This window comes from Bacillus cereus group sp. BfR-BA-01347 (genome assembly GCF_022663835.1).
In the GTDB taxonomy this organism is placed as follows: domain Bacteria; phylum Bacillota; class Bacilli; order Bacillales; family Bacillaceae_G; genus Bacillus_A; species Bacillus_A thuringiensis_K.
Genome location: NZ_JAKUGG010000005.1, coordinates 23,609 through 43,600, shown reverse-complemented (window position 1 = coordinate 43,600; position 19,992 = coordinate 23,609). Strand labels below are relative to the sequence as shown.

The following is a 19,992-nucleotide window of genomic DNA, read 5'->3' as shown; positions in this document are numbered from 1 at the left end:
AAGAAATTTGTTTAGATAAGATTTCATGTGAATCTCACTAAAAATCTCTGTTACGTCTCATTAAGTATAGTTTACTTGGTTTTTGATACCTGTAATCGATTTGTTTCTATAACTTCCTATAATATATATTATGTTAACTGGATAAAAGTAATAAACTTATTATATGTTAGTTTAGATTGTTACGCTTCCCTTTTCATCGGATTCATTCTGTGTAATCGATTGTGTGCTTATTTGTTGTTGTTTTATGAGTTGTTGATGATAATGTCTCCAGATATAAATTATATTTAAGACAATAAAAAATGCAATTCGTTTTAACTGAACGCATTAAACGAATTGCATTGATATGATTACGAATAAGTTCTTAAAATTAGTTTGCTACAGCAATTGCTTCAATTTCAATTAATAAGTTATCTTTAATTAACTTAATCTTTTCATAATCTCTTTTAAATTAATTATCATTTTTTAGCCAACGTTTGAAAGCCGATTCGCTTATTTCTAAATTTGAACAAGTTGTAGCATTACATTTATTTTTCATATATTCTTCAAGGAAATTTTGTTTTCTTTGCTTAACGGCAGTTTGAGTTTGTTTTAATTTTCAATCTTGTAATTGATCTAAACTCAGACTTTCTTTCTGAAACACTTCATATTTTCTATGCAAATAAATATCTTTGTCTTTATAAATCCAATTTGAAAATAGTTGTATTGATTTTCTTTCTGTATAACACCATCTGCTGCTATAAATCCTAAAATATAAGCCATATTATTTGACCAAGTTTTAAAATAATCTTCTTTTATGTCATACTTTCTCTTCCAGCTCCCTATAGCGCGCCTTGGAACGTTGTTGTCTGTTAGAACCATACGAATATACCTTGCAGAAACATTAGTAAGCATCGCGATTTCTGAAGTACTTTCCCCTTCTGCATACATATGAATGATTTCAGCTTTTGATAGTTTACATTTTGATTTCTTTTTTCGCTCTATGTGCACTTACATCCTCTCCTTCCTTTCTTTTATTAGAGACATATTTTCTTCTATAACAAACAACGAAACGTATGTTCTTTGTTGCGTATAAGAAGGAATTTACTAAATAAAAACAATTTACAACATGTACTTAATATTTGTTTTAGCTGCCACTTTGCGATTTGTACTTTATAGATACGAATAATGAATTTGACGAATTTATGATGAAAGGTAAAATGATATAGTTTAAACTACAAATAGCTACAATAACCACATACGTAAATTGTTAATCGTAAAAAGGAGAACTGATGAATAAGAAATATACAAATCAAATTCATACTGATATGAGTTTTAAACCGAAAGATATTATAAGTTTAATGACGGATTACTTTAAAATGAAATCAAAGCTGCGTCCTATAAAGGATTTGCCTATCGTTTTATCAAATAAAGATAATGAATCGTTTGAGAGTGTTACATGGTTTGGCCATTCTGCTTCTCTTTTGAAAATAGAAGGTAAAAAACTATTATTAGACCCTATGTTTGGAGATGCCTCTTCCCCATTTCCTTTGTTTAATAGTAAACGCTATAGTGGTGCTTTTTCTTTAGAACGTGATGACCTTCAAGAAATTGATGCGATTATCATTTCTCATAATCACTATGATCATTTGAATTACAAAAGTATTATGCAGTTAAAAGATCGCGCAAAGCACTTTTATGTTCCAACTGGAGTTGCACAATATCTTATTAAATGGGGTGTTTCACCTAGTAAAATTAGTGAGCATAATTGGTGGGACGAAATTACGTTTGATAATATTAAGTTAGTATGTGCGCCTGCAAGGCATTTCTCTGGACGTGGTATGACAGATAGAGATTGTTCATTATGGTGTTCATGGCTTATTCTTGGTCAAAAGACTAAAATTTTCTTTAGTGGTGATAGCGGTTATGCCCCTCACTTTAAGGAAATTGGTGATAAATACGGTCCATTCGATCTTACATTAATGGAATGCGGACAATATGATCCGAGGTGGTCTGCTATTCATATGTTGCCTGAAGAAACGGTACAAGCCCATATTGATGTTAAAGGAGAATTACTTCTTCCGATTCATTGGGGTGCTTTTACGTTAGCATTACACGAATGGAGTGACCCGATAGAACGTGTTACACAAGAAGCCAACCGTTTAGGAGTGAAAATTACAACACCACAAATTGGCGAATCTATTACGTTAAAATCTACAGACTATCCTTTATCAGCTTGGTGGAAGGAAATTTAATTTTAAAACATAAAAAGAGCGAATCCTCTTATAAAGAATTCGCTCTTTTTTCTGTATTTAAACTTATTTTACTATATTGGATCTCCCACTATCTAATACTCTATTTGCTGGTACACTGGACATTTCAACCACTGTATTCATACTCTTATCAGTCAGTTCAATGAGTTCGTTTTCATGTTTTATTTTATTTAAATCCCACACCATCCCATGAAATTCATTATGTTGACCACTTACCTGTATAACGCTTTTTGTTTTATTTGAAGGCTGTATTTGAAGGTTTGTAAATTGATTCCCACTAATTTCATTTGGCGTAGTTACTTGACTATCCATATAAATCATATTTACACAGTCTTCTAAAGAAAAGTTCATAAAACGATTGGCATTTATCCAAGCTTGTCCGGTGCTCGGTTTTTTCGCTACTAATTTCAGTCCAGTTTCCATTCCTACAACTTTAATATTTTCGAAGTTAACAAACGAAATTTCATTTTCTTTTCCAGCAGAGTATAAAGAAATTCCGGTACCTTTATTCGTTTCCGTCCAATTGATAATATTTATATCTTTTATTTGTGTTTTGTTCCAAGTGTTATAATATTTATTTTTACCGTCTAAATAAATAACTTCAGAGTTAAATTTAGGATCGTCAATAGCTATATACGCTCCTTCAATGGATGCGTTTTTCTCTAGTTCTAAAACTCTAAAGTTTCCCTCAACTACAAATTGGGATCCATAACCAAATAATAATTTCACACCTTTTTTAACAATGATTGGTGACGTGATTTTATACTTTTTATCATCAAGCAATACAGTTTTAATTTTACTAGACTCTGCTTTATTAATAGCAGATTGTATTTTTATTGAATCATTTTCCCCTTTAAAGTTTTCTACATACAAGTTAGTACTTTTAGCTGCATAATCTTTTTTGTTGTATTGATAAAAAGCAAAAATAATTAAAACTATACCAATGAGTAAAACAATTATTTTCTTCATCGTACTCACCCCATATCGATTAATCTATGGCTTTTATATTTAGGTTATTATTATTTTGCTTTGTATTTCAGATTACCATTGCTGCTTTGTCTATGATTGAATTATATTATGTAGGATTTAGTAAACTGTTTGCTATACTAATACATCATTCTTATAATGTATTAATTTATGATTTCATAAAACAAAAGTCTGCTTGTACATAATGTAATCACTTCCTCTATCCCTAATAAGCTCTTACTGGTGATATAAGATGTACTGCTGCAGATTGCTCTCCTGCTTCAATCAATATCGGTCTCATAGAACCGCCAAAGCTTAAAGTAATCGTTTCTTCTTTTATTGCTCTTAAAGCATCAACCATAAAACGCCCATCGAAAGATATATTTAATTGTTTTTCACCTTGAATCGCATCTATCTGTTGCGTTTCGGATATTTGCCCAATTTGAGAAGCGTTTGAAGAAATTTTAATTGTAGATTCGTTTATGATTTCTAAGTTAACATTGTTATTGGCCCATTCACTTGCTAATAAACTTGATCGATCTACACCTTGTAATATCTTTTTTCTATCTATGTTAATAATCGTTTTAAAGTCATTTGGAATAAGGTTAGAAATATTAGGATATTTCCCTTCAATTAGTCTTGAATATAATGTAGTTGTTCCGAGCGTAAATATAATATGACTCTCTGAAAGGTAGATATATACGAATTCCGAATTGCCGTTCATTAATTTTAGAAGTTCACTAATGGTTGAGCTTGGTACAATACAATTTGCTTTTACATCTGAGGAAAGCAATGTTTCGCGTATAGCTAGTCTATGTGAGTCAGTTGCAGCACAAATGAACTTATTATTAGATAACTCTATATGCACCCCAGTAAGAACAGGTCTAGATTCATTTTTTGCTACTGCAAAGACTGTTTGTTTAAATACTTCAATCAATTGCTCTGTCTCTACTTTGATTTCTGCATGATTATCTATAAGCGGTACATTCGGAAACTCATCTGCAGGAAATCCATTTAAACTTAATGTGATTTCTTCTGATTGTATCTTAATAATTTGCTCATTCTTACTTTTTATTGCTATATCACTTGGCATTTTCTTTATTATTTCAATGAAATACTTTGCAGGTACAACAATAGTTCCTGCCTTTAAAATAGTTGCAATTTTTTCGTCTTCAATTGAAACAGGAATGAATTTTTTAATAAAAATATTCGAGTTACTTGCAATTAAAGTAATTCCAGATTGATCTGCAGTTATTTTTATACCAGATAATATAGGAATTAAAGATTTTGTTGATATTGCTTTGTTGACTTCTGAAAGTGATTGAGTGAATTGTTTGTGATTAACGATAAACTCCATGTTTTCCCCGCCTTACATAAGATAATATTTTTATGAAGATTGATGAACGATTGTTCCGTTAAAAAAATAAGGTACTGTTTCTTTCTTTTGTAATAAATCTAGTAAATGTTCTGGTATGCGTAAATATGGAGCTGCTATATGTAATTCCATCCAAGTAATCTCTTCGATTTCTTTTGGCCTTGATATATATGTCTCTCCGCCGATTATTTCGCCTAGAAAATTAAAGAAAATTGCATGATGATCTCTTTCCTCAAAAAAGGCTTCGCTGATAGAACAAATCCCGTTTACATTTATATGTAACCCTGTTTCTTCTTTTACTTCTCGAATTACTGCTTCTTCTAATGTTTCTCCTAGTTTAACTGCGCCACCTGGTAATGTATAATAAGAACCATTTTCCCCTTTGTTTTTTACCATTAAGATCTTTTCATTAGTTTTATCGTACAAAATCGCGTATGTAACATTAACTTTTTTCATATGTACCTCCTCTATTTTAAATAAAAGGAATTTTCTGTCTTCTATTCATTCTACCATTAACTCCTTTTAATATATATAAGTTAGTTAAGTCTTGCCTTTACCACTATTGTTGGAGTTAATAAGAATAGGCTACTGATATAAAAAAAGAACGTACCTTAGGAAGATTATCCAAAGTACGTTCTTGCAGTTTTAGTATAAAAATTGATTCAATTAATACTGAAATTAATATTAACCTCGCCCTTATTGCATTTGTATTTCAAATACTAACGTTAACAAATTCTATATACTTTTTAACCGTTTTTCTAAATAATAATGATTATGTCCTTTCGGATGATCTTCACTTACTCCAATTACTTTATATCCATGTTTCTTATAAAAATCAGGAGCTTGGAAACTAAAAGTATCTAAATTAATTAACCTACATCCTTTTTCAATTGCAAATTCTTCAATAAGTTTTATTAACTTGCTTCCGTAGCCTTCATGCCTATATTCTTCAGAAACCCATAGAAAGTCAACGTGTACATGGTGCCAAAAAATTATTGCTGTTACCCCACCTACGATTTCTTCTTTTTCATTTCTTACTATGAAACTAACCTTCTCTGAAGGGGTTTTTTCTTCATCTGCAAGATATTTTTGATTGTATTCAATCACTTTCTCTCTTATGTAATCACTATCTTCTTGTACCCACTGCTGTACTATTTTCATTTTAAGTGTCACACTCCTTTTACGATAGCTATTCAACTTCATAATTCTAATGTCCTGTCTAAATAATAGTCGTAGATGACTAATACAATTGTTTCATTTCACTAAAATAAAAAAGCCCTACTACATTTCATCTGTAATAAGACTTATATACGTTGTGTAGAATCCAATTAATCTCAATGAATGTAATTGCTCAAAAAAATATTAAAATTGTTCAATTCTTTTTTATGAAAACTTCCGTTATTTCAACACCTTAGGAGAATAGTCCAATTGTATCACTGCGAAAAAGAATGAACATTCCTAAACCAATTAGAACAATTGGAACAATAATATAACAGTTTTTCTCAAGTACTTTAGCTAGTATAGGAGCTTTTAGCAATTTGTAGCTAATAAAACACCATATCGCTATCATGAAAAAAAAGATAACTAATGTAACGATATTTGTTTCAAGAGTTTGACTAGCAAACATTGGTATATAAATCGAAATATTGTCAGCTCCATTAGCTAATGTAATTGAAGCTACTTTAAATAATGAACCAGTAACGTTATCGATAACTTCATTACTTTTATAAGAACGAAGTGACAACAGTCCTTTAACCCCCATATAAATTGGCACGAATCCTAATAACCCAATCCACGAAACAGGAATGAAAAAAGAGCTTAAAGACCCAACGATACTTAGAAAAACAATCATACTAAACCCAAAATATTGTCCAATAACAATATAAAGTTTTTTTCTCATAACTTTTTCGCGGACAGCTCTACCTTCTTTCCTAATTACTTCTGTTCTTACTTGTGAAAATAAAACAAGCAGTATAAAAATGTCATCAATATTTGTTGTAGCGAATGCCACAACAGAAGAAATTATGGTTGTAATCAATATAAGCCAACTACTTTCATTGTAAACTTATAAGAAAATAATGGTCTATGAATGAAGTGCACGTTCCATCACAAAGTTGGTTAACTGTAATTTTCTAAATGTTTTTTAACAACATGTTAGTTCCTTTATAAAACAATATGAATATTCTACGTATCTGCTACTTAGTTCATTAAGAAATAAACAACTTTATTGCTTCTCAAATCATTTCATTTTAAATTAAATAACTCTATTCTCTCTACACAAAAAAAGAGACCTATATTAGGACTCTTTTTAGTATTAAGCTACTTTCCGATGTAAATGTTTTAGTTCCTTTTTCTTTTCTGCATTTGGTGGACGAATTAATATTGAAATAATAAAGGAAATAACACTTAAAACACCGATTATAATGAAAGTTGGTTGAAATCCCCCGAGTATCGCTCCAATAAATGATCCTGCAAGCGCACCAAATCCGAAACCTTGGTAGACAATCCCATAATTTGTACTATGGTTTTTTAATCCAAAGAAATCTCCGACAATAGCTGGGAATATAGTTATATTACCGCCGAAGCAAAAGGCGACACTTGCTACACAAGCAAAATAGATTCCGTAATTTAGCGGAATAAAACTTAAAGTAAAGACTGACAAACCTATAATAATAAACGTTGCAGAGACAATTTTCATGCGGCCGATTTTATCTGATAACGTCCCAAGAATGATTCTACCTACTGTATTAAAGATTGCAATCATAGCAACGGCGTTTGCAGCGGTTGCTGCGCTAAGTCCAACGAGTTGTACGCCGATATCTTTTACCATACTTATTAAATACAAACCACCCATACACGAGGTGAATAACATAAAAAATAGGAGATATACTTGTTTCGTTCGCATCATTTCACGCGGAGTATAGTCATTGTGTAATGTTTCAGTTACAGCATTACTTACAATTGCCTCTCGTAAGAAGAACGATCCGATTAATACTAAAAGTAACACGATAATACCCCAATATAAGAATGCTTGTGATACACCAAGGTTATCGATAAGATTTCCGTTTATATACCTAAAGATTAAGCTGCCCATTCCATATGCTGATACAGATATACCTGAAATAAGCCCTTTCCGATTTGGAAACCATTTAATTAAATTAGATAGTGATGTAATATAAGCCGTTCCATCCGCATAACCAACAACGACACCAGCTAATAAATATAATAGTGGTAAGGAAGAAACTTGTGAACTAAGTATTAAGCCGAGTCCTAAAACAATTCCTGCAGTAGCAATAAGTTTCCGAAGTCCTAATTTTTTCTGCAATTTTGCTGCAAATAAAGTTGAGAATGATAAAGAAAAACTTGTTATGGAGAAAGTTATCGCTACTGAATTAAGATTCCATCCAAACTTACTTACAAGGGGTTGATTAAATAAACTCCATGTATAAATTGTTCCAAGGCCAATTTGAACAATGATTGTACCTAGAACAATTAGTAACGGATTTATAGAAGTTTGTTTCATACTAACTGTCCCCTTCTTTTATCTTGACATGAATTTTCACAGTTAGTATATCCATCATAAATTGTAAGATACTGTACGGAAAATGGTAATTAAGTTCATATACACAAAAAGACACTTCATAAAGAAGTGCCTTTTTGCAGGTTATATCGAATGTTTCTAAAGAAAGCTTTGTTAAGATAAGACATTTTCAAATGCTTATGTATATATGTTATCAAATAATTTATTATATGTGATGGGACTTAAGACGTATTTTTCATTCATCATATAGTTGGATGAAAAATTAATATTCGATTTCATCAAAATCCTTCGGCTGCGGTACAGTTTGCATATTTGCTGCATCTTTAGGATCGCTGTAAATTGCATTTTGCTCTGTATTTACATCTTTTATATTTTGTTTTTTATTTTTGCTCACTTTATCTTTCACTTTCAATCACTCCTTTTTGTTATAGGATTAATTATGCCCTATTACCGCTACTAAATGTATCAGTGACTAAATTGCTAAATTCACGTAAATAATATAAGTAATTATCACCGCCGTAGTTATATCTTTTGTTATACATTTTTGCAACAACTACATTATATTCAGGTATTACTAAAATAGTCGGTCCAGTAATCCCTAATATTTGATACGACCCTTTTGGAATACGTTCACCAAGCTCACTTAATTGTGCAGGTTCATTTTGGACGAACCAAAACACCCCATTTTGTGGTAGCTCTTTGTTTATAAATGTTGGACTCTGCAAACTCGTAGCGATTTTTATAACTTCTTTTGGAACAATTTGTTTACCGTTTATCACACCTTGATTTAAATGAAGATTACCCCAATAAGCAAATTCTCTAGCTGAGACAAACAGATTTTTTTCAGTACCGTCATCTACTGTACCAATTTCACTAATTGCGTCTTCATTTGGATTATTAACAACGTCAACTAAATTTTCATCTCGCTGAACTCTCCAACCTGTTTCTTGAAAATTAGCAGGTTTAAACACACGCTCCTTTAACAATTCAGGAACACTTTTGTTATATAGCTGGTAAATAAGACGTGTCATCATTCTTACATTAATATCTCTATATGCCCATGATTGTCCCGGTTCAAATTCACGAAAAATTGTCCCGTCATTCGTTTCTTCTAATCCGTGCGAATGTGTTACTAAATGTCTTATCGTTGTTTTACCAAGCAATGCAGAATCAAAGTCTTTAAAATACTTTGTCGCTTCATCATCAATAGAGTTTATTTTCCCCTCGTAAAGTGCGTATGCTACCATTAAACCTAAATAACTTTTTCTCGCAGAAGCAACGTTGAATTGTGATGACGCGGTTACTTTTTTACTTGTAGAGATATTTGAGTGGTAACCACTATAATGCTCTAGTACGATTTTATTATTTTTTATAATACAAAGTGCTGTAGCAGAACTATGATTTTTTTCTTTAATATTTTCTACCCAAGAAATCAACTTATCGTATGTATACAAATAAATCCCCCTTAATACGTTCGAAAATTACAGCATGAAAGAAAAGTATAAACAATGTTTACACCTTTCTTTCATATAAAATATTAATGATGTAATATATTTAAATAATCCACCAGTTCCAGCAATTAAAGCAACCAAAACAACCAGCGCAACCTACGCAACGTCCACCACAGCCACCACATCTACCGCCGCCACAACCGCCACAGCGTCCACCACAACCTCCGCAACCTCCGCATCCTCCGCAACGACGTGCATCGTCTTGAATGTAATAGTATGGATATTGACTTTGTTGTTGATCCCAATACACAACATTACCAGTTTGATAATCATTAAGGTTTAATGTTTGTAGTTCATGTTGAAATTGATTCATTACGAACCCCTCCATTTATAAATTTAAATTCCGCCCAAACGTTAAAGTTTATATATTTTTGTAAACAAGATTGAAACAAGGCTATAGACTAAATACGTACATCAACAAAATATGAACTTACACTAGGTGATGTACCTTGTTTTTGAGCCTATTTTCTTTATATTCATTCGATGGACGTATTTACTATAAATAAAGTGATTTAAAAATTACTAATCCAACAATTTAGTAGTTCATCACTTAACTTTCTTTCAAGTAATTCCTTCACTAAAGGCATTGGCATGATTTCATAATCATTTAAGGATTCTTTATTATAATCTATCCAGTGAAATGCTAAATGAGACTCGCTAGATTTCGGTGGTAAGTCCGTATGTAAATCTTGTGACTCTACTTCAAAAATGTGGTTAATTTCATGATGAAGCACTTCTTTATCTTGCCATTGATTTTCTATGACTCCTAAAAATTGTTGTATACTACAGTTTACTCCAAGTTCTTCTCTTAACTCTCTTATTAATGCATTCTCTGCTGATTCTCCAATCTCAACATGGCCACCAGGTAAAAAATAATGATGGCCAATATATTCAGCAACTAATAATTTTTCATCTTTTATCATGACTGCTCGTACAATATGATGAAATTTACTTTTTAATTGATATTCCTCCTAATTATTCAATGTATAGTTGCTCAAAATAGTCATTTAGTATTGGTATAATATAAATCATAGGTGTTTCATACGGATGAATATCATTAATAACTTCAAGAGCATCTTTTACAAGTTCTCGTTTACACTTTATTTCAACTTTACATTCTTGCCCTTCGCATATTCGACCAATTTCTCCATTAAAAGGAGATGCCTCGTCTAAAGGTCTCCAATATCCTTTCACTGAACTATAGGAAAAACAATGGTCATATTCGCCCGTTTTACATGCTCCAATTTTATTTAATTCATCCCTTAATGTTTCAATATATTCTTCAGGAATGAACACTTCAATTTTCACTTCAGTAAATTGCATATTTCATTTCACGCCTTTACTTCCTAATAGTTAAACGAATAAACGATATACTTGCTCGCCATCATACTCCTGTTCTAATGATTTGAAACTGTATCGTTCATATAGTTTCTTTGCAGAGATATTATCTTTATGTACGGTTAATCTAATTTCTTTACACGCCTTAAACGTATTTTTTATTATATTAATACTTTCTTGTAAGGCTGCTTTTCCATAACCATTACCTTGCTGCGATTGATCAATAATAAATCCGTTAATCCAATACATATCCGATGTCTCTCTTACAACTGCATGTATTACAAAACCAACCATAAGGTCACCATCGTATATAGCGAATGGTATGTACTCTACATTGTCACCATCTGGTTTTATATATACTTTAGCAAGCGAAACTGCTACGGATGGAACAAATTTCAACTGATTTTCTTTAACTTGTAGCTTTAATGCTTCTTCCCAATTTTCTCTCGTAACAACCTTTAACTGGACATTCAATATTGTAAGCTCCTTTATCTAGAGGGATGTATTTTTATATTCAACGCATTGAAATAATTCCCTTTTTCGACAACAACTTATAACATGATTTTTATAAAATCTTGAATGAATTTTTGTTCATCTATTTCTAATGCTATATGGGCCCCTTCAGATATAGAGCTAGGGCGGAAATCAGCAAATGCTTGTCCTTTCGTATCTCCGTATGTATCTACATTTACTGTACGATGCACAAATTCAAAAAAACTTGGATTTACTAATCCACTTATTGCAACCACATCATGTAGCAAAGGTCCTTCGATAGATGGATTAAGTTTTTGGTATGCAGATAAATAGTAATCATACATTGGTTTCATTATCATATGAAATGGATTCTTTGTATTAGCTTGAATATAGCTAAATACATTTGGTGTTAACACAGCTTTGTTTGTTACATTTAAAGGGAATATTAATAAATTCTTTGCTTGATGGAAAACAATTTTACTTGCTATAGGATCTCCATACACATTTGCCTCTGCTAACGGCGTAACGTTTCCTACTTCTAAAAAAACACCACCCATGAAATATATTGCTTTTACATTTAGCATTAAATCATTCCATAAATTAAAAGCAATTGCTAACGAGGTAAATCTTCCTACAGCAACAATCGTTAAATCTTTTCCATACTTTATAAGAATCGCAGCAATACTGCCAAAATTGTATATTGGAATAGATAATACGCTTTCTGGAACATGGATAGTACCTAATCCTTCTGCTCCGTGAATTTCAGGGTAGTACGTAGTAATTTCTTCTGTAAGTGGTTTTGTTGTACCACTAATGACAGGAATGCCTTGTCTATTTGCTAACTGTAAAATATACGCTGCATTATGTGCAGCATGTATATGCTCAACATTTCCGTATCCAGTTACAATACCGACAATTTCAATTTCGGGATGCAGTAAACCATACATAATGGCAAATGAGTCATCAATACCTGGGTCTCCGAAAAATAATACTTTTTCCAAGAAATACTCTCCCCTCATAAAAAAATTGAGTCATCAATAGCTATTTATATGAAAAAAGCAAGTATACATATGCAAAGTTTAAAATGGATAATGTTTTACAAGATATAAAAAGGAACTAGCGTATGCTAATTCCTTTTCTTAGGTAAATATTCTCAAATTTGATTATTTATCGTATCCTTCATAGATTTCATCATTTATTAGATTTTGTGTTTTTTTATCATCGGGTACAGGCTTCCACCAATTTCCCGTAATAAAAAGCATAGTTAATAGATTGTAACTATCACTAAAATAGCTTTCTCTCTTATTCTTCATCCAATCCCATCCACTATTTACCCACTTTTGATTATTGCTACTCGTTATACTTGCAGCAATAAACGGTGAAACAAATACAGCAGTTGAATAACTACCAATATTAGATCCATTTAATTGATAACCATCCACAATTTTAGAAGGATTTCCATTCGTTTTATTTTGAATCCACGAAGAAACTTTATCAGAAATGACTTTACTTCTTTTCTCGCCGTACATCGCATAGTCCATTACAATTCTCAATGGTACCCGACTAGCATTGTAATAATATGCATTTGTATATTCTGACTCATCTAAGAAGTCTTTAGGTGCGGGTTGTGGTGGGTTTTTTACAACGAAATCTGAAATAAGTCCTGTATTTGGAGAGTACTTATTACTAAATTGCGTATAAACATCGTACAAATTATTAATAACAGTAAGCCAAGTTTTATCACCTGTAAATTCATAAAATGCTCTAAGGTGTGACATCATCCAATCAGATGGTCTCGTATCAAGTGAACTTTTAGAATCCCAATCTCCTAAATTTAGTCGGTTATTATTTGTAACATTACTAGCTTTAATACCTTTTGTAATCATGTCTTGTGCTTCTTTCAAATAATTAACTGTTCCATTAGATCCCCACTGCTTATGAGCAAGAAGAAGAGAATACGCAATATCTAAATCCCCATCAGTAGCAGAATCAAAATGACCTTGTGCTTTTTTACTATCTGCGACAACCCATCCCATTAAATTAGGATTTTGAGAACTTTTAAAAGTTCTTGCTGTTTTAAATAAACCGTCATAGATTTTTTGAGCATTCGAATCATAACCAGCCATTAATACTGTAATTATCATCCCATACCCTTGACCTTCTGAAGTTCCAAGTGGCTTAAATCCATCCGCATCACCTGTAATCTCTCCTTTTACATAATAACCACCAGGTAAAGAAGATAAATCATTTTTCAAATATTTCTTTTTCCAATTATCGTAGTAGCTTCTTACAGAAGCATTTAAGCTTTCTTGTGTAATATGATTCGGTTTTATAACGCCTGCATAATTAACTTGCTGGGGAAATGGTTTCATTTCCTTTACAGCAGCTACTTGTTGATTAACTATGGGAATAAAATTTTGTACTGAATTGTCCGTTACATTTGCTGCGAAACTAGAATTAGAAAAACTAGCTAGTCCGATTCCTATAATAGAAATACATGTGAAAATTTTTCTTTTTCCATTCATTATGTTGTCATCTCCTTTTAAAATGCTTACTACATAAAATGTAACATACAATATTTAACTGAAATACAAAATATTATATTTATCAACATAAGAAAGAAACTATATAAAAAAGTATTATAAAATCATTATTGAATTACATTATACGGATTGATTATTTGCTAAATTCCTATGTTTTTCTTTTCTTAATACTGGTATATGAGCAATCACAATTCCAAGTATAGTAATTCCTCCGCCAATTATTGAAACTAAAGTTGGCACTTCTCCTAACCATATCCAAGCAATGAAACACGCAGTTATTGGCGTTAAATATAGAGAACTTGTTGCTTCAGAAGCACCAGTACGAGATATAATATAGGCCAATGTAATATACGGGAGTACTGTTGGAAAGACACCTAAATATATAACGCTCAAGTTAACTTCAAGAGGGGCTGCTAGTATTTCTTGATAAACTCCGGGTAAGAAAATAAGCATACATACAGTACTAGACAAAATTGTATATATGGTAAATGGTAAGAAGCCATATTTTTTTAAGTAAGATGTTTGGAAAACGAAAAATAGACTTTCTGAAATCGCCGCTAATAATATAAATAATCCCCCGCTATTTAATTGAATAGCGTCGCCTTGGCTAAGTGAAATTAAGACAATTCCTGCAAAACTCATTACACCACCAATCCAGCCATTTAATTTCATTTTTTCATTCAAAAAAACAGAAGCAAGAATTGCCGTCACTATTGGAGTGACTGAAATAATTAAACTTGCAGATCCAGCATTTACTGTTTTTTCGCCGTAGTTTAATGCGATGTGATAAATAGTAAACCCTAAAGCACCAAATATAAAAAATGCTGGGATATCCTTTAAATCCGGTAGTCGTAGTTTGTATATAAATGAAAATAACAAAAGTATAAATGAGGCGATTAATAAACGTAGTAAAGTAAGGTGTTCAGGCGTATAAGATTCAAGCCCCATACGAATTGCTGGAAAAGCAGTTCCCCATATAAGAATTGTAAAAGCGTGAGCACATATAATGCGTAAATCCCATTTTTTATTATGCATGTTTTCTCTCCTTCCCTAAAAAACCAACCATTTTTAAATTACCAATTATTTCTTTTCATCATATTTAATAGTTGATACAATGTCTTCAACCAGTTATTTATCGGAAAAACCAACCACTTTGAATCTTTTAAATAAACGAGGGAGTTTTTTATATGACAACCGATAAAAAAGTGCCTAAATATTGGCAGATAATAGACTATATAAAAGAAAAAATTGAAAACGGAGAATGGCCAATTGGAAGTAAAATCCCTAGTCAGCGGCAGTTAGCAAAATTATTTCATGTAAATCGAAGTACTGTAATAACTGCGCTAGATGAACTTATGGCAGATGGTTTAATTCAAGGACAAATCGGAGCAGGAACAATTGTAACAAATAATACATGGTCATTATTAGCAACTAATCCCCCGCCCGATTGGAGTGAATATGTAAAGGCCGGTATTCATAAACCAAGTAAGTTAATGGTGCGAGAAATAAATGAAGCGGAAGCAAATAAAACGCTTATTCATCTTAGTAAAGGTGAACTTGCACCTCATCTTTTCCCGCTTGAAACTATGCAATCTATAATAAAAAACGTCAGTGAGGAATTAGATTATTTCGGATACGAAGAACAAAAAGGTTTTTATCCGTTACGTGAAGCAATAAGCAAATACGTAAAATCATTTGGAATACATGCATCACCGGGTTCTATATTAATAGTCTCTGGTGCACTCCAAGCATTACAATTAATATCAATTGGTCTTTTACATAGAAAATCAACTGTTTTACTTGAACAACCTTCTTACTTATATTCACTTCATGTTTTTCAATCAGCAAATATAAATTTATCCGGTATATCAATGGATAATCAAGGTATTTTACCTAACGACTTATTAAAACGAATTAAGTATAGTCAAAAAAATAATATTTTATATTCAATCCCTTGTTTTCAAAATCCAACGGGGATATTGATGTCCAAAGAGCGAAGAAAAGAAATATTAAAAATATGTGAAAAAGAGCAATTGCCTATCATCGAGGATGATATTTACCGAGAGTTATGGCTTGATAAATCACCACCAGCTCCTTTAAAGTCAATGGATAAACATGGACATGTATTATATATTGGTAGTCTCTCTAAAACACTTACCCCAGGACTTAGAATTGGATGGATAATCGGACCAGAACCTGTTATTGATAGATTGTCAGATATAAAAATGCAAACAGACTATGGATCCAGCTCTTTATCTCAAAGAGTAGCTGCTGAATGGATAAATGAAGGTTTTTATGAAGACCATGTAGCAAACGTAAGAATTCACCTGAAAGAACGAAGACAAATAATGATACGAGCTTTAAATAAGTATTGTGCAGATGTTGCATCGTGGGATATTCCTAGTGGTGGATTTTTTATATGGCTAAAGGTTGTGCATAACATTCCGATGAAAAAACTATTTTCAGAGGCACTATCAAAAGGAATTCTTTTAAACCCGGGACGTATTTATGAAGAAGAATCAGATCAGTACATTCGTTTATCATATGGATATGCTTCTCCAGAACAAATGACTTACGGGGTTAAATTGCTCAGTGAATTAATTCGAAAGTTAACGGCATAAAAAAATCCTCTTTTGTTTTTGGAGGATTTTTTTACGTATCTTATTTACCACAATTTCATTTCCTGCCCTAATAAAATAAGTTTTTCATAAGGATCTCCGTCAATATTTAATACTTGAGCAAATGCAGGTTCTGTTTTTAAACCTTGTTCCTTTAAGTGAATAACTTCTTCCCTTATATGGGGATGCTGCATTAATAACATGTGCTCCACTATCATATGTCTATATGCATTTTGATTACGCACTGGCTTAGGTTGAGCAAATAATTCAAATTCAAAACCTTCGAATTCAAAATTCACCTTTATCGATTCAGTACCTTTAATTTTTTTCTTTTTAATGTTGAACCCTCCATAAGAACCATATAAAGATCTCATTTCCTGCTCAAAAACATCAAAGTTATATACTTCCATTACAATATCTAAGTCAGATTGAGGAGTATCAATTCTTATCGGGATTGTCCCACAAAGAACGGGATTATATAAAGCTAAATCCTCCATGATGTTTAGGTTATTCAAAACATCATATATTTTTTGTTGCTTGTCATTGCCCGATTGTAAATATGTAATAGATGTAAACATAGAAGTCTCTCCTTCACTTAACGTAATAATCATCTCACTAAATTTAAGAAAACATTTCAATCATTGGATTTTGTTCTAGGAGTACCTTTATTTCAATATATTAAGCCGAACTAACTATATTTTTCAACTTTTCTCCTATACTGCAATACTATAAAAATAAAAAAGGAGGAATTATTATGAGCATTTTTAACATTCTTTTAACCATACACATCCTATTTGGAACAATATGCTTAATCACTGGTATTGTAGCGATGGTTGCTCAAAAGAAGAAAGGAAAACATACCGAATGGGGCGAAATATATCATGCATCCTATGTTGTCATTACCCTTACGGCAATAATATTATCCATTATCAACTGGGATAAAGTCGCATATTTATTTTATGTAGCAATCTTCTCTTATTCATTTGCGATTTATGGATACCTTGCACGAAAAAAACGTTGGAAAAATTGGCTCCATCACCACATCAGAGGTATGTTAGGTTCTTATATAGGTGCAGTCACCGCACTTTTAGTAAATGTCGGCATCCATATTCCTATTATAAATTTACTTCCGCCAATATGGTTTTGGTTTTTACCCACCTTAATTGGTATTCCCCTCGTAGCCAGTGTATCAAAAAAATATAAAAAGCGTAGTTGAAATTAATTACATTTTGATTACTTTCTGATTATTAGAATGAAAAATTATACTCTATGTATCACGAATGATATTATGAGTGCTCGCCCTATGAATATTTAAAATAAAATGCCGCCCAACAGGACGGCTCTTATATTTACTTTATAAACGTAACATATTCACCAGAAACCCATTGATTTCCACCAACATTATACCAACCATCTTTATATCCAAACGATTGATATTTTTCACCTTGATACACGTTTTTCACAATGCCGTAATTTGTTCCTGGGCCGGTACGAACACGCAATACATCAGCGATTATAGTAACTACACCTACACCATCGTTTGATGATTGTGAAGATGTTGGTACATTCCCTCCCGTATAACGAATATATGATGGATCGTTATAAATCCACTGATCGCCACCTAAATTTAACCAGCCATTTGATTTTCCAAATACTTTGTAGGACTCTCCTTTCCCTAATTGACGAATAACGCCGTATCCAGTACCAGGTCCTTTTCGTAAATTTACATTACTACCGTTAATATACGCAACCCCTACACTATCATTCGATGGAGGAGAAGTCACTACGTTTTGAGCACCTTTCCCAAAAGTATCCGTTCCATATCCTTTGTAGTTATATTGCAAATGCGGGCTATCCACGAATCCTTTCCAGTCACCGCCCCATTCAAAGCCAATTTGTTTAGCATAACGAATTGCTGATGCCCACGGTTCTTTATTATAGCCATTCCAATCTTCTGTACCATTCGACTGAATTGGAACAAAATCTAATGCCTGTCCTACTAAGTGATATGAGCGCATCGTTTGTGATGCTCCTTTACGAACATATTCACGTTGTTGCTCGACCGTACGGATTGTTTCATAAATTAACACTTCAATACCATTGTTAATGCAGTACTGATACCACTTAAAAGCTGCAGCTTTCGTATTATCCGCTAATTTATTCAGATTACTTACATTTCTATTGTGGTATTTCAATATGCAACATCTCCTTTTCTATTATCCTATGCAAAATTCATCTCATGGGTTGTACATATACCTAGAACGACACGAAGTACAAATACATAAGAAGCCAATTCATCTAAAAAGGTTTTCACTTCTAGCTTCAAACTTTGTAAACTGAAATGGAAGCAATAAAAAAACCACAACCTAAGTCTTCCAGTTGCGGTTTTTGGTATTTTCTTTTTATATGCTACCTGCCTTCTTGCATTGATAATCCTAGTATACAGGTTGTGTAAATTTTTCCTTTATGAATAACACTACTTATTCATGATTTTTCAAATCCAATATTGAATGTAAATGATCTGGATAATTAGTAAACATTCCATCGACTCCCCATGCAAGCAACTTTTTCATATCATTTTCATTATCTACTGTAAATGGATGAACTTCTAATCCGCTTTTCTTTATTTTCTTTACATAATCTGAATCAATATATTTGTAATTCATACCAAGACCTATGCAGTACATTTTATACTTTTCTATCTCTAATTTTGTTAATTGAACTACTTTTTTATAAGGTAATAATTGTACTATGGATATATTACTATTTAAGCTATGAATCTTTTGTACACTTTCTTCACTAAACGATTGAATAATAACTTTATCATGTATTTCGTAGTGATTAATAATTTCTAATAATTTTTCTTCCATTCCTGGATATTCATCAGGTGATTTTGTTTCGATATAATAGTTCGCGTTATGCCCAAACGTTTCAAGAATTTCTGTTAATGTTGGGACTTTAACATTTTCAAATTCTTTCTTTGCTAAGTTCGGATATTTTCCATTGAAAAAAGAGCCAGCATTTAGTTGCTTTATTTCTTCTAATGTATGCTCTTTCACCAGCCCAGTACCATTCGTTGTACGGTTTAATGTTTCATCATGCATAGCCACTAAATGTCCATCTTTTGTCATTTGGAGATCAATTTCTATATAATCTCCATTCATTTGTTGTCCTAATTGATATGCTGCTATTGTATGTTCAGGTGCATACGCAGAAGCGCCTCTATGTGCGATATTTTTTATATGATTTGATTGGTTAATAGCCTTAGTATACTTATATTCATTTGTTTTCTGAAAAACAAAGATACTTATTACTATAAAGGCACAAATTATTGTAACGAGATATATCTTTTTCATAACGATTTATAAGCTCCTATA

At 32.0% G+C, this 19,992-nt stretch carries 21 protein-coding genes and 1 pseudogene; 3 read left to right on the top strand and 19 right to left on the bottom strand.

The window, feature by feature from the left end:
• Positions 1 to 448 precede the first annotated feature (448 nt).
• A pseudogene (locus tag MR143_RS10280) lies at positions 449 to 987 on the bottom strand (hypothetical protein).
• A 281-nt stretch (positions 988 to 1,268) separates the two neighbouring features.
• On the opposite strand from MR143_RS10280, the gene MR143_RS10275 reads away from it, so the two are divergent.
• The gene (locus MR143_RS10275; protein ID WP_001037077.1) at positions 1,269 to 2,231 is read left to right on the top strand and encodes an MBL fold metallo-hydrolase; all 963 of its coding nucleotides are present in this window, start codon (positions 1,269 to 1,271) and stop codon (positions 2,229 to 2,231) included.
• Positions 2,232 to 2,294: 63 nt separating this feature from the next.
• On the opposite strand, the gene MR143_RS10270 is transcribed toward MR143_RS10275, so the two are convergent.
• The 15 genes from MR143_RS10270 to MR143_RS10200 form a co-directional block, all read right to left on the bottom strand.
• A complete protein-coding gene (locus MR143_RS10270; RefSeq protein WP_000721072.1) occupies positions 2,295 to 3,218 on the bottom strand; it encodes a hypothetical protein in 924 nt (307 codons plus the stop codon).
• Positions 3,219 to 3,441: 223 nt separating this feature from the next.
• Complete coding sequence (gene dnaN, locus MR143_RS10265) at positions 3,442 to 4,572, bottom strand: DNA polymerase III subunit beta (protein ID WP_000394492.1); 1,131 nt, start codon at positions 4,570 to 4,572, stop codon at positions 3,442 to 3,444.
• A gap of 30 nt (positions 4,573 to 4,602) precedes the next feature.
• The gene (locus MR143_RS10260) at positions 4,603 to 5,046 is read right to left on the bottom strand and encodes an NUDIX hydrolase (RefSeq protein WP_000757606.1); all 444 of its coding nucleotides are present in this window, start codon (positions 5,044 to 5,046) and stop codon (positions 4,603 to 4,605) included.
• Between the two features lie 279 nt (positions 5,047 to 5,325).
• Entirely contained in the window at positions 5,326 to 5,751 is a 426-nt protein-coding gene (locus MR143_RS10255) for a GNAT family N-acetyltransferase (RefSeq protein ID WP_000706900.1), read from the bottom strand.
• Positions 5,752 to 6,001: 250 nt separating this feature from the next.
• Complete coding sequence (locus tag MR143_RS10250; protein ID WP_000633412.1) at positions 6,002 to 6,628, bottom strand: cadmium resistance transporter; 627 nt, start codon at positions 6,626 to 6,628, stop codon at positions 6,002 to 6,004.
• Positions 6,629 to 6,904: 276 nt separating this feature from the next.
• A complete protein-coding gene (locus MR143_RS10245) occupies positions 6,905 to 8,113 on the bottom strand; it encodes an L-lactate MFS transporter (RefSeq protein ID WP_000815134.1) in 1,209 nt (402 codons plus the stop codon).
• Between the two features lie 280 nt (positions 8,114 to 8,393).
• Positions 8,394 to 8,537: a hypothetical protein gene (locus MR143_RS10240; protein ID WP_000653685.1), complete on the bottom strand. Its 144-nt coding sequence runs from the start codon at positions 8,535 to 8,537 to the stop codon at positions 8,394 to 8,396.
• 31 nt (positions 8,538 to 8,568) lie between these two features.
• On the bottom strand, positions 8,569 to 9,585 hold the full coding sequence (locus MR143_RS10235; RefSeq protein WP_046945046.1) for a serine hydrolase domain-containing protein: 1,017 nt from the start codon (positions 9,583 to 9,585) through the stop codon (positions 8,569 to 8,571).
• A gap of 100 nt (positions 9,586 to 9,685) precedes the next feature.
• The gene (locus MR143_RS10230; protein ID WP_001071341.1) at positions 9,686 to 9,955 is read right to left on the bottom strand and encodes a heterocycloanthracin/sonorensin family bacteriocin; all 270 of its coding nucleotides are present in this window, start codon (positions 9,953 to 9,955) and stop codon (positions 9,686 to 9,688) included.
• A 199-nt stretch (positions 9,956 to 10,154) separates the two neighbouring features.
• Entirely contained in the window at positions 10,155 to 10,580 is a 426-nt protein-coding gene (locus MR143_RS10225; protein WP_225989210.1) for an NUDIX domain-containing protein, read from the bottom strand.
• A gap of 37 nt (positions 10,581 to 10,617) precedes the next feature.
• The gene (cutA, locus tag MR143_RS10220) at positions 10,618 to 10,965 is read right to left on the bottom strand and encodes a divalent cation tolerance protein CutA (protein WP_001160786.1); all 348 of its coding nucleotides are present in this window, start codon (positions 10,963 to 10,965) and stop codon (positions 10,618 to 10,620) included.
• A gap of 30 nt (positions 10,966 to 10,995) precedes the next feature.
• Complete coding sequence (locus MR143_RS10215) at positions 10,996 to 11,454, bottom strand: GNAT family N-acetyltransferase (protein WP_089148784.1); 459 nt, start codon at positions 11,452 to 11,454, stop codon at positions 10,996 to 10,998.
• A 77-nt stretch (positions 11,455 to 11,531) separates the two neighbouring features.
• Positions 11,532 to 12,455 carry a nucleoside hydrolase gene (locus tag MR143_RS10210; RefSeq protein WP_000416793.1) on the bottom strand — a complete coding sequence of 308 codons (924 nt, stop codon included), beginning with the start codon at positions 12,453 to 12,455 and terminating at the stop codon, positions 11,532 to 11,534.
• Between the two features lie 162 nt (positions 12,456 to 12,617).
• Complete coding sequence (locus MR143_RS10205; RefSeq protein WP_242280730.1) at positions 12,618 to 13,979, bottom strand: family 8 glycosyl hydrolase; 1,362 nt, start codon at positions 13,977 to 13,979, stop codon at positions 12,618 to 12,620.
• A 138-nt stretch (positions 13,980 to 14,117) separates the two neighbouring features.
• A complete protein-coding gene (locus tag MR143_RS10200; protein ID WP_000551614.1) occupies positions 14,118 to 15,032 on the bottom strand; it encodes a DMT family transporter in 915 nt (304 codons plus the stop codon).
• Between the two features lie 152 nt (positions 15,033 to 15,184).
• On the opposite strand from MR143_RS10200, the gene norG reads away from it, so the two are divergent.
• A complete protein-coding gene (gene norG / locus MR143_RS10195) occupies positions 15,185 to 16,618 on the top strand; it encodes an efflux pump transcription regulator NorG (protein WP_000205604.1) in 1,434 nt (477 codons plus the stop codon).
• 44 nt (positions 16,619 to 16,662) lie between these two features.
• Here the strand turns inward: norG and MR143_RS10190 are convergent, their stop codons facing one another.
• On the bottom strand, positions 16,663 to 17,193 hold the full coding sequence (locus MR143_RS10190; RefSeq protein ID WP_000495165.1) for a DUF4269 domain-containing protein: 531 nt from the start codon (positions 17,191 to 17,193) through the stop codon (positions 16,663 to 16,665).
• A gap of 176 nt (positions 17,194 to 17,369) precedes the next feature.
• On the opposite strand from MR143_RS10190, the gene MR143_RS10185 reads away from it, so the two are divergent.
• Positions 17,370 to 17,831 carry a DUF2306 domain-containing protein gene (locus MR143_RS10185; RefSeq protein ID WP_000021746.1) on the top strand — a complete coding sequence of 154 codons (462 nt, stop codon included), beginning with the start codon at positions 17,370 to 17,372 and terminating at the stop codon, positions 17,829 to 17,831.
• 133 nt (positions 17,832 to 17,964) lie between these two features.
• Here the strand turns inward: MR143_RS10185 and MR143_RS10180 are convergent, their stop codons facing one another.
• Entirely contained in the window at positions 17,965 to 18,810 is an 846-nt protein-coding gene (locus tag MR143_RS10180) for an SH3 domain-containing protein (RefSeq protein WP_000873745.1), read from the bottom strand.
• A 285-nt stretch (positions 18,811 to 19,095) separates the two neighbouring features.
• Positions 19,096 to 19,971, bottom strand: a complete 876-nt coding sequence (locus tag MR143_RS10175; RefSeq protein ID WP_000725664.1) for a glycerophosphodiester phosphodiesterase — start codon at positions 19,969 to 19,971, stop codon at positions 19,096 to 19,098.
• Between the last annotated feature and the right edge of the window lie 21 nt (positions 19,972 to 19,992).

Bases quoted from the DNA above. Each gene is read 5' to 3' on its own strand.
- MR143_RS10275 (WP_001037077.1), top strand. From the start codon at position 1,269: ATGAATAAGAAATATACAAATCAAATTCATACTGATATGAGTTTTAAA.
- MR143_RS10270 (WP_000721072.1), bottom strand. From the start codon at position 3,218: ATGAAGAAAATAATTGTTTTACTCATTGGTATAGTTTTAATTATTTTT.
- dnaN (WP_000394492.1), bottom strand. From the start codon at position 4,572: ATGGAGTTTATCGTTAATCACAAACAATTCACTCAATCACTTTCAGAA.
- MR143_RS10260 (WP_000757606.1), bottom strand. From the start codon at position 5,046: ATGAAAAAAGTTAATGTTACATACGCGATTTTGTACGATAAAACTAAT.
- MR143_RS10255 (WP_000706900.1), bottom strand. From the start codon at position 5,751: ATGAAAATAGTACAGCAGTGGGTACAAGAAGATAGTGATTACATAAGA.
- MR143_RS10245 (WP_000815134.1), bottom strand. From the start codon at position 8,113: ATGAAACAAACTTCTATAAATCCGTTACTAATTGTTCTAGGTACAATC.
- MR143_RS10230 (WP_001071341.1), bottom strand. From the start codon at position 9,955: ATGAATCAATTTCAACATGAACTACAAACATTAAACCTTAATGATTAT.
- cutA (WP_001160786.1), bottom strand. From the start codon at position 10,965: ATGCAATTTACTGAAGTGAAAATTGAAGTGTTCATTCCTGAAGAATAT.
- MR143_RS10205 (WP_242280730.1), bottom strand. From the start codon at position 13,979: ATGAATGGAAAAAGAAAAATTTTCACATGTATTTCTATTATAGGAATC.
- MR143_RS10200 (WP_000551614.1), bottom strand. From the start codon at position 15,032: ATGCATAATAAAAAATGGGATTTACGCATTATATGTGCTCACGCTTTT.
- norG (WP_000205604.1), top strand. From the start codon at position 15,185: ATGACAACCGATAAAAAAGTGCCTAAATATTGGCAGATAATAGACTAT.
- MR143_RS10190 (WP_000495165.1), bottom strand. From the start codon at position 17,193: ATGTTTACATCTATTACATATTTACAATCGGGCAATGACAAGCAACAA.
- MR143_RS10185 (WP_000021746.1), top strand. From the start codon at position 17,370: ATGAGCATTTTTAACATTCTTTTAACCATACACATCCTATTTGGAACA.
- MR143_RS10175 (WP_000725664.1), bottom strand. From the start codon at position 19,971: ATGAAAAAGATATATCTCGTTACAATAATTTGTGCCTTTATAGTAATA.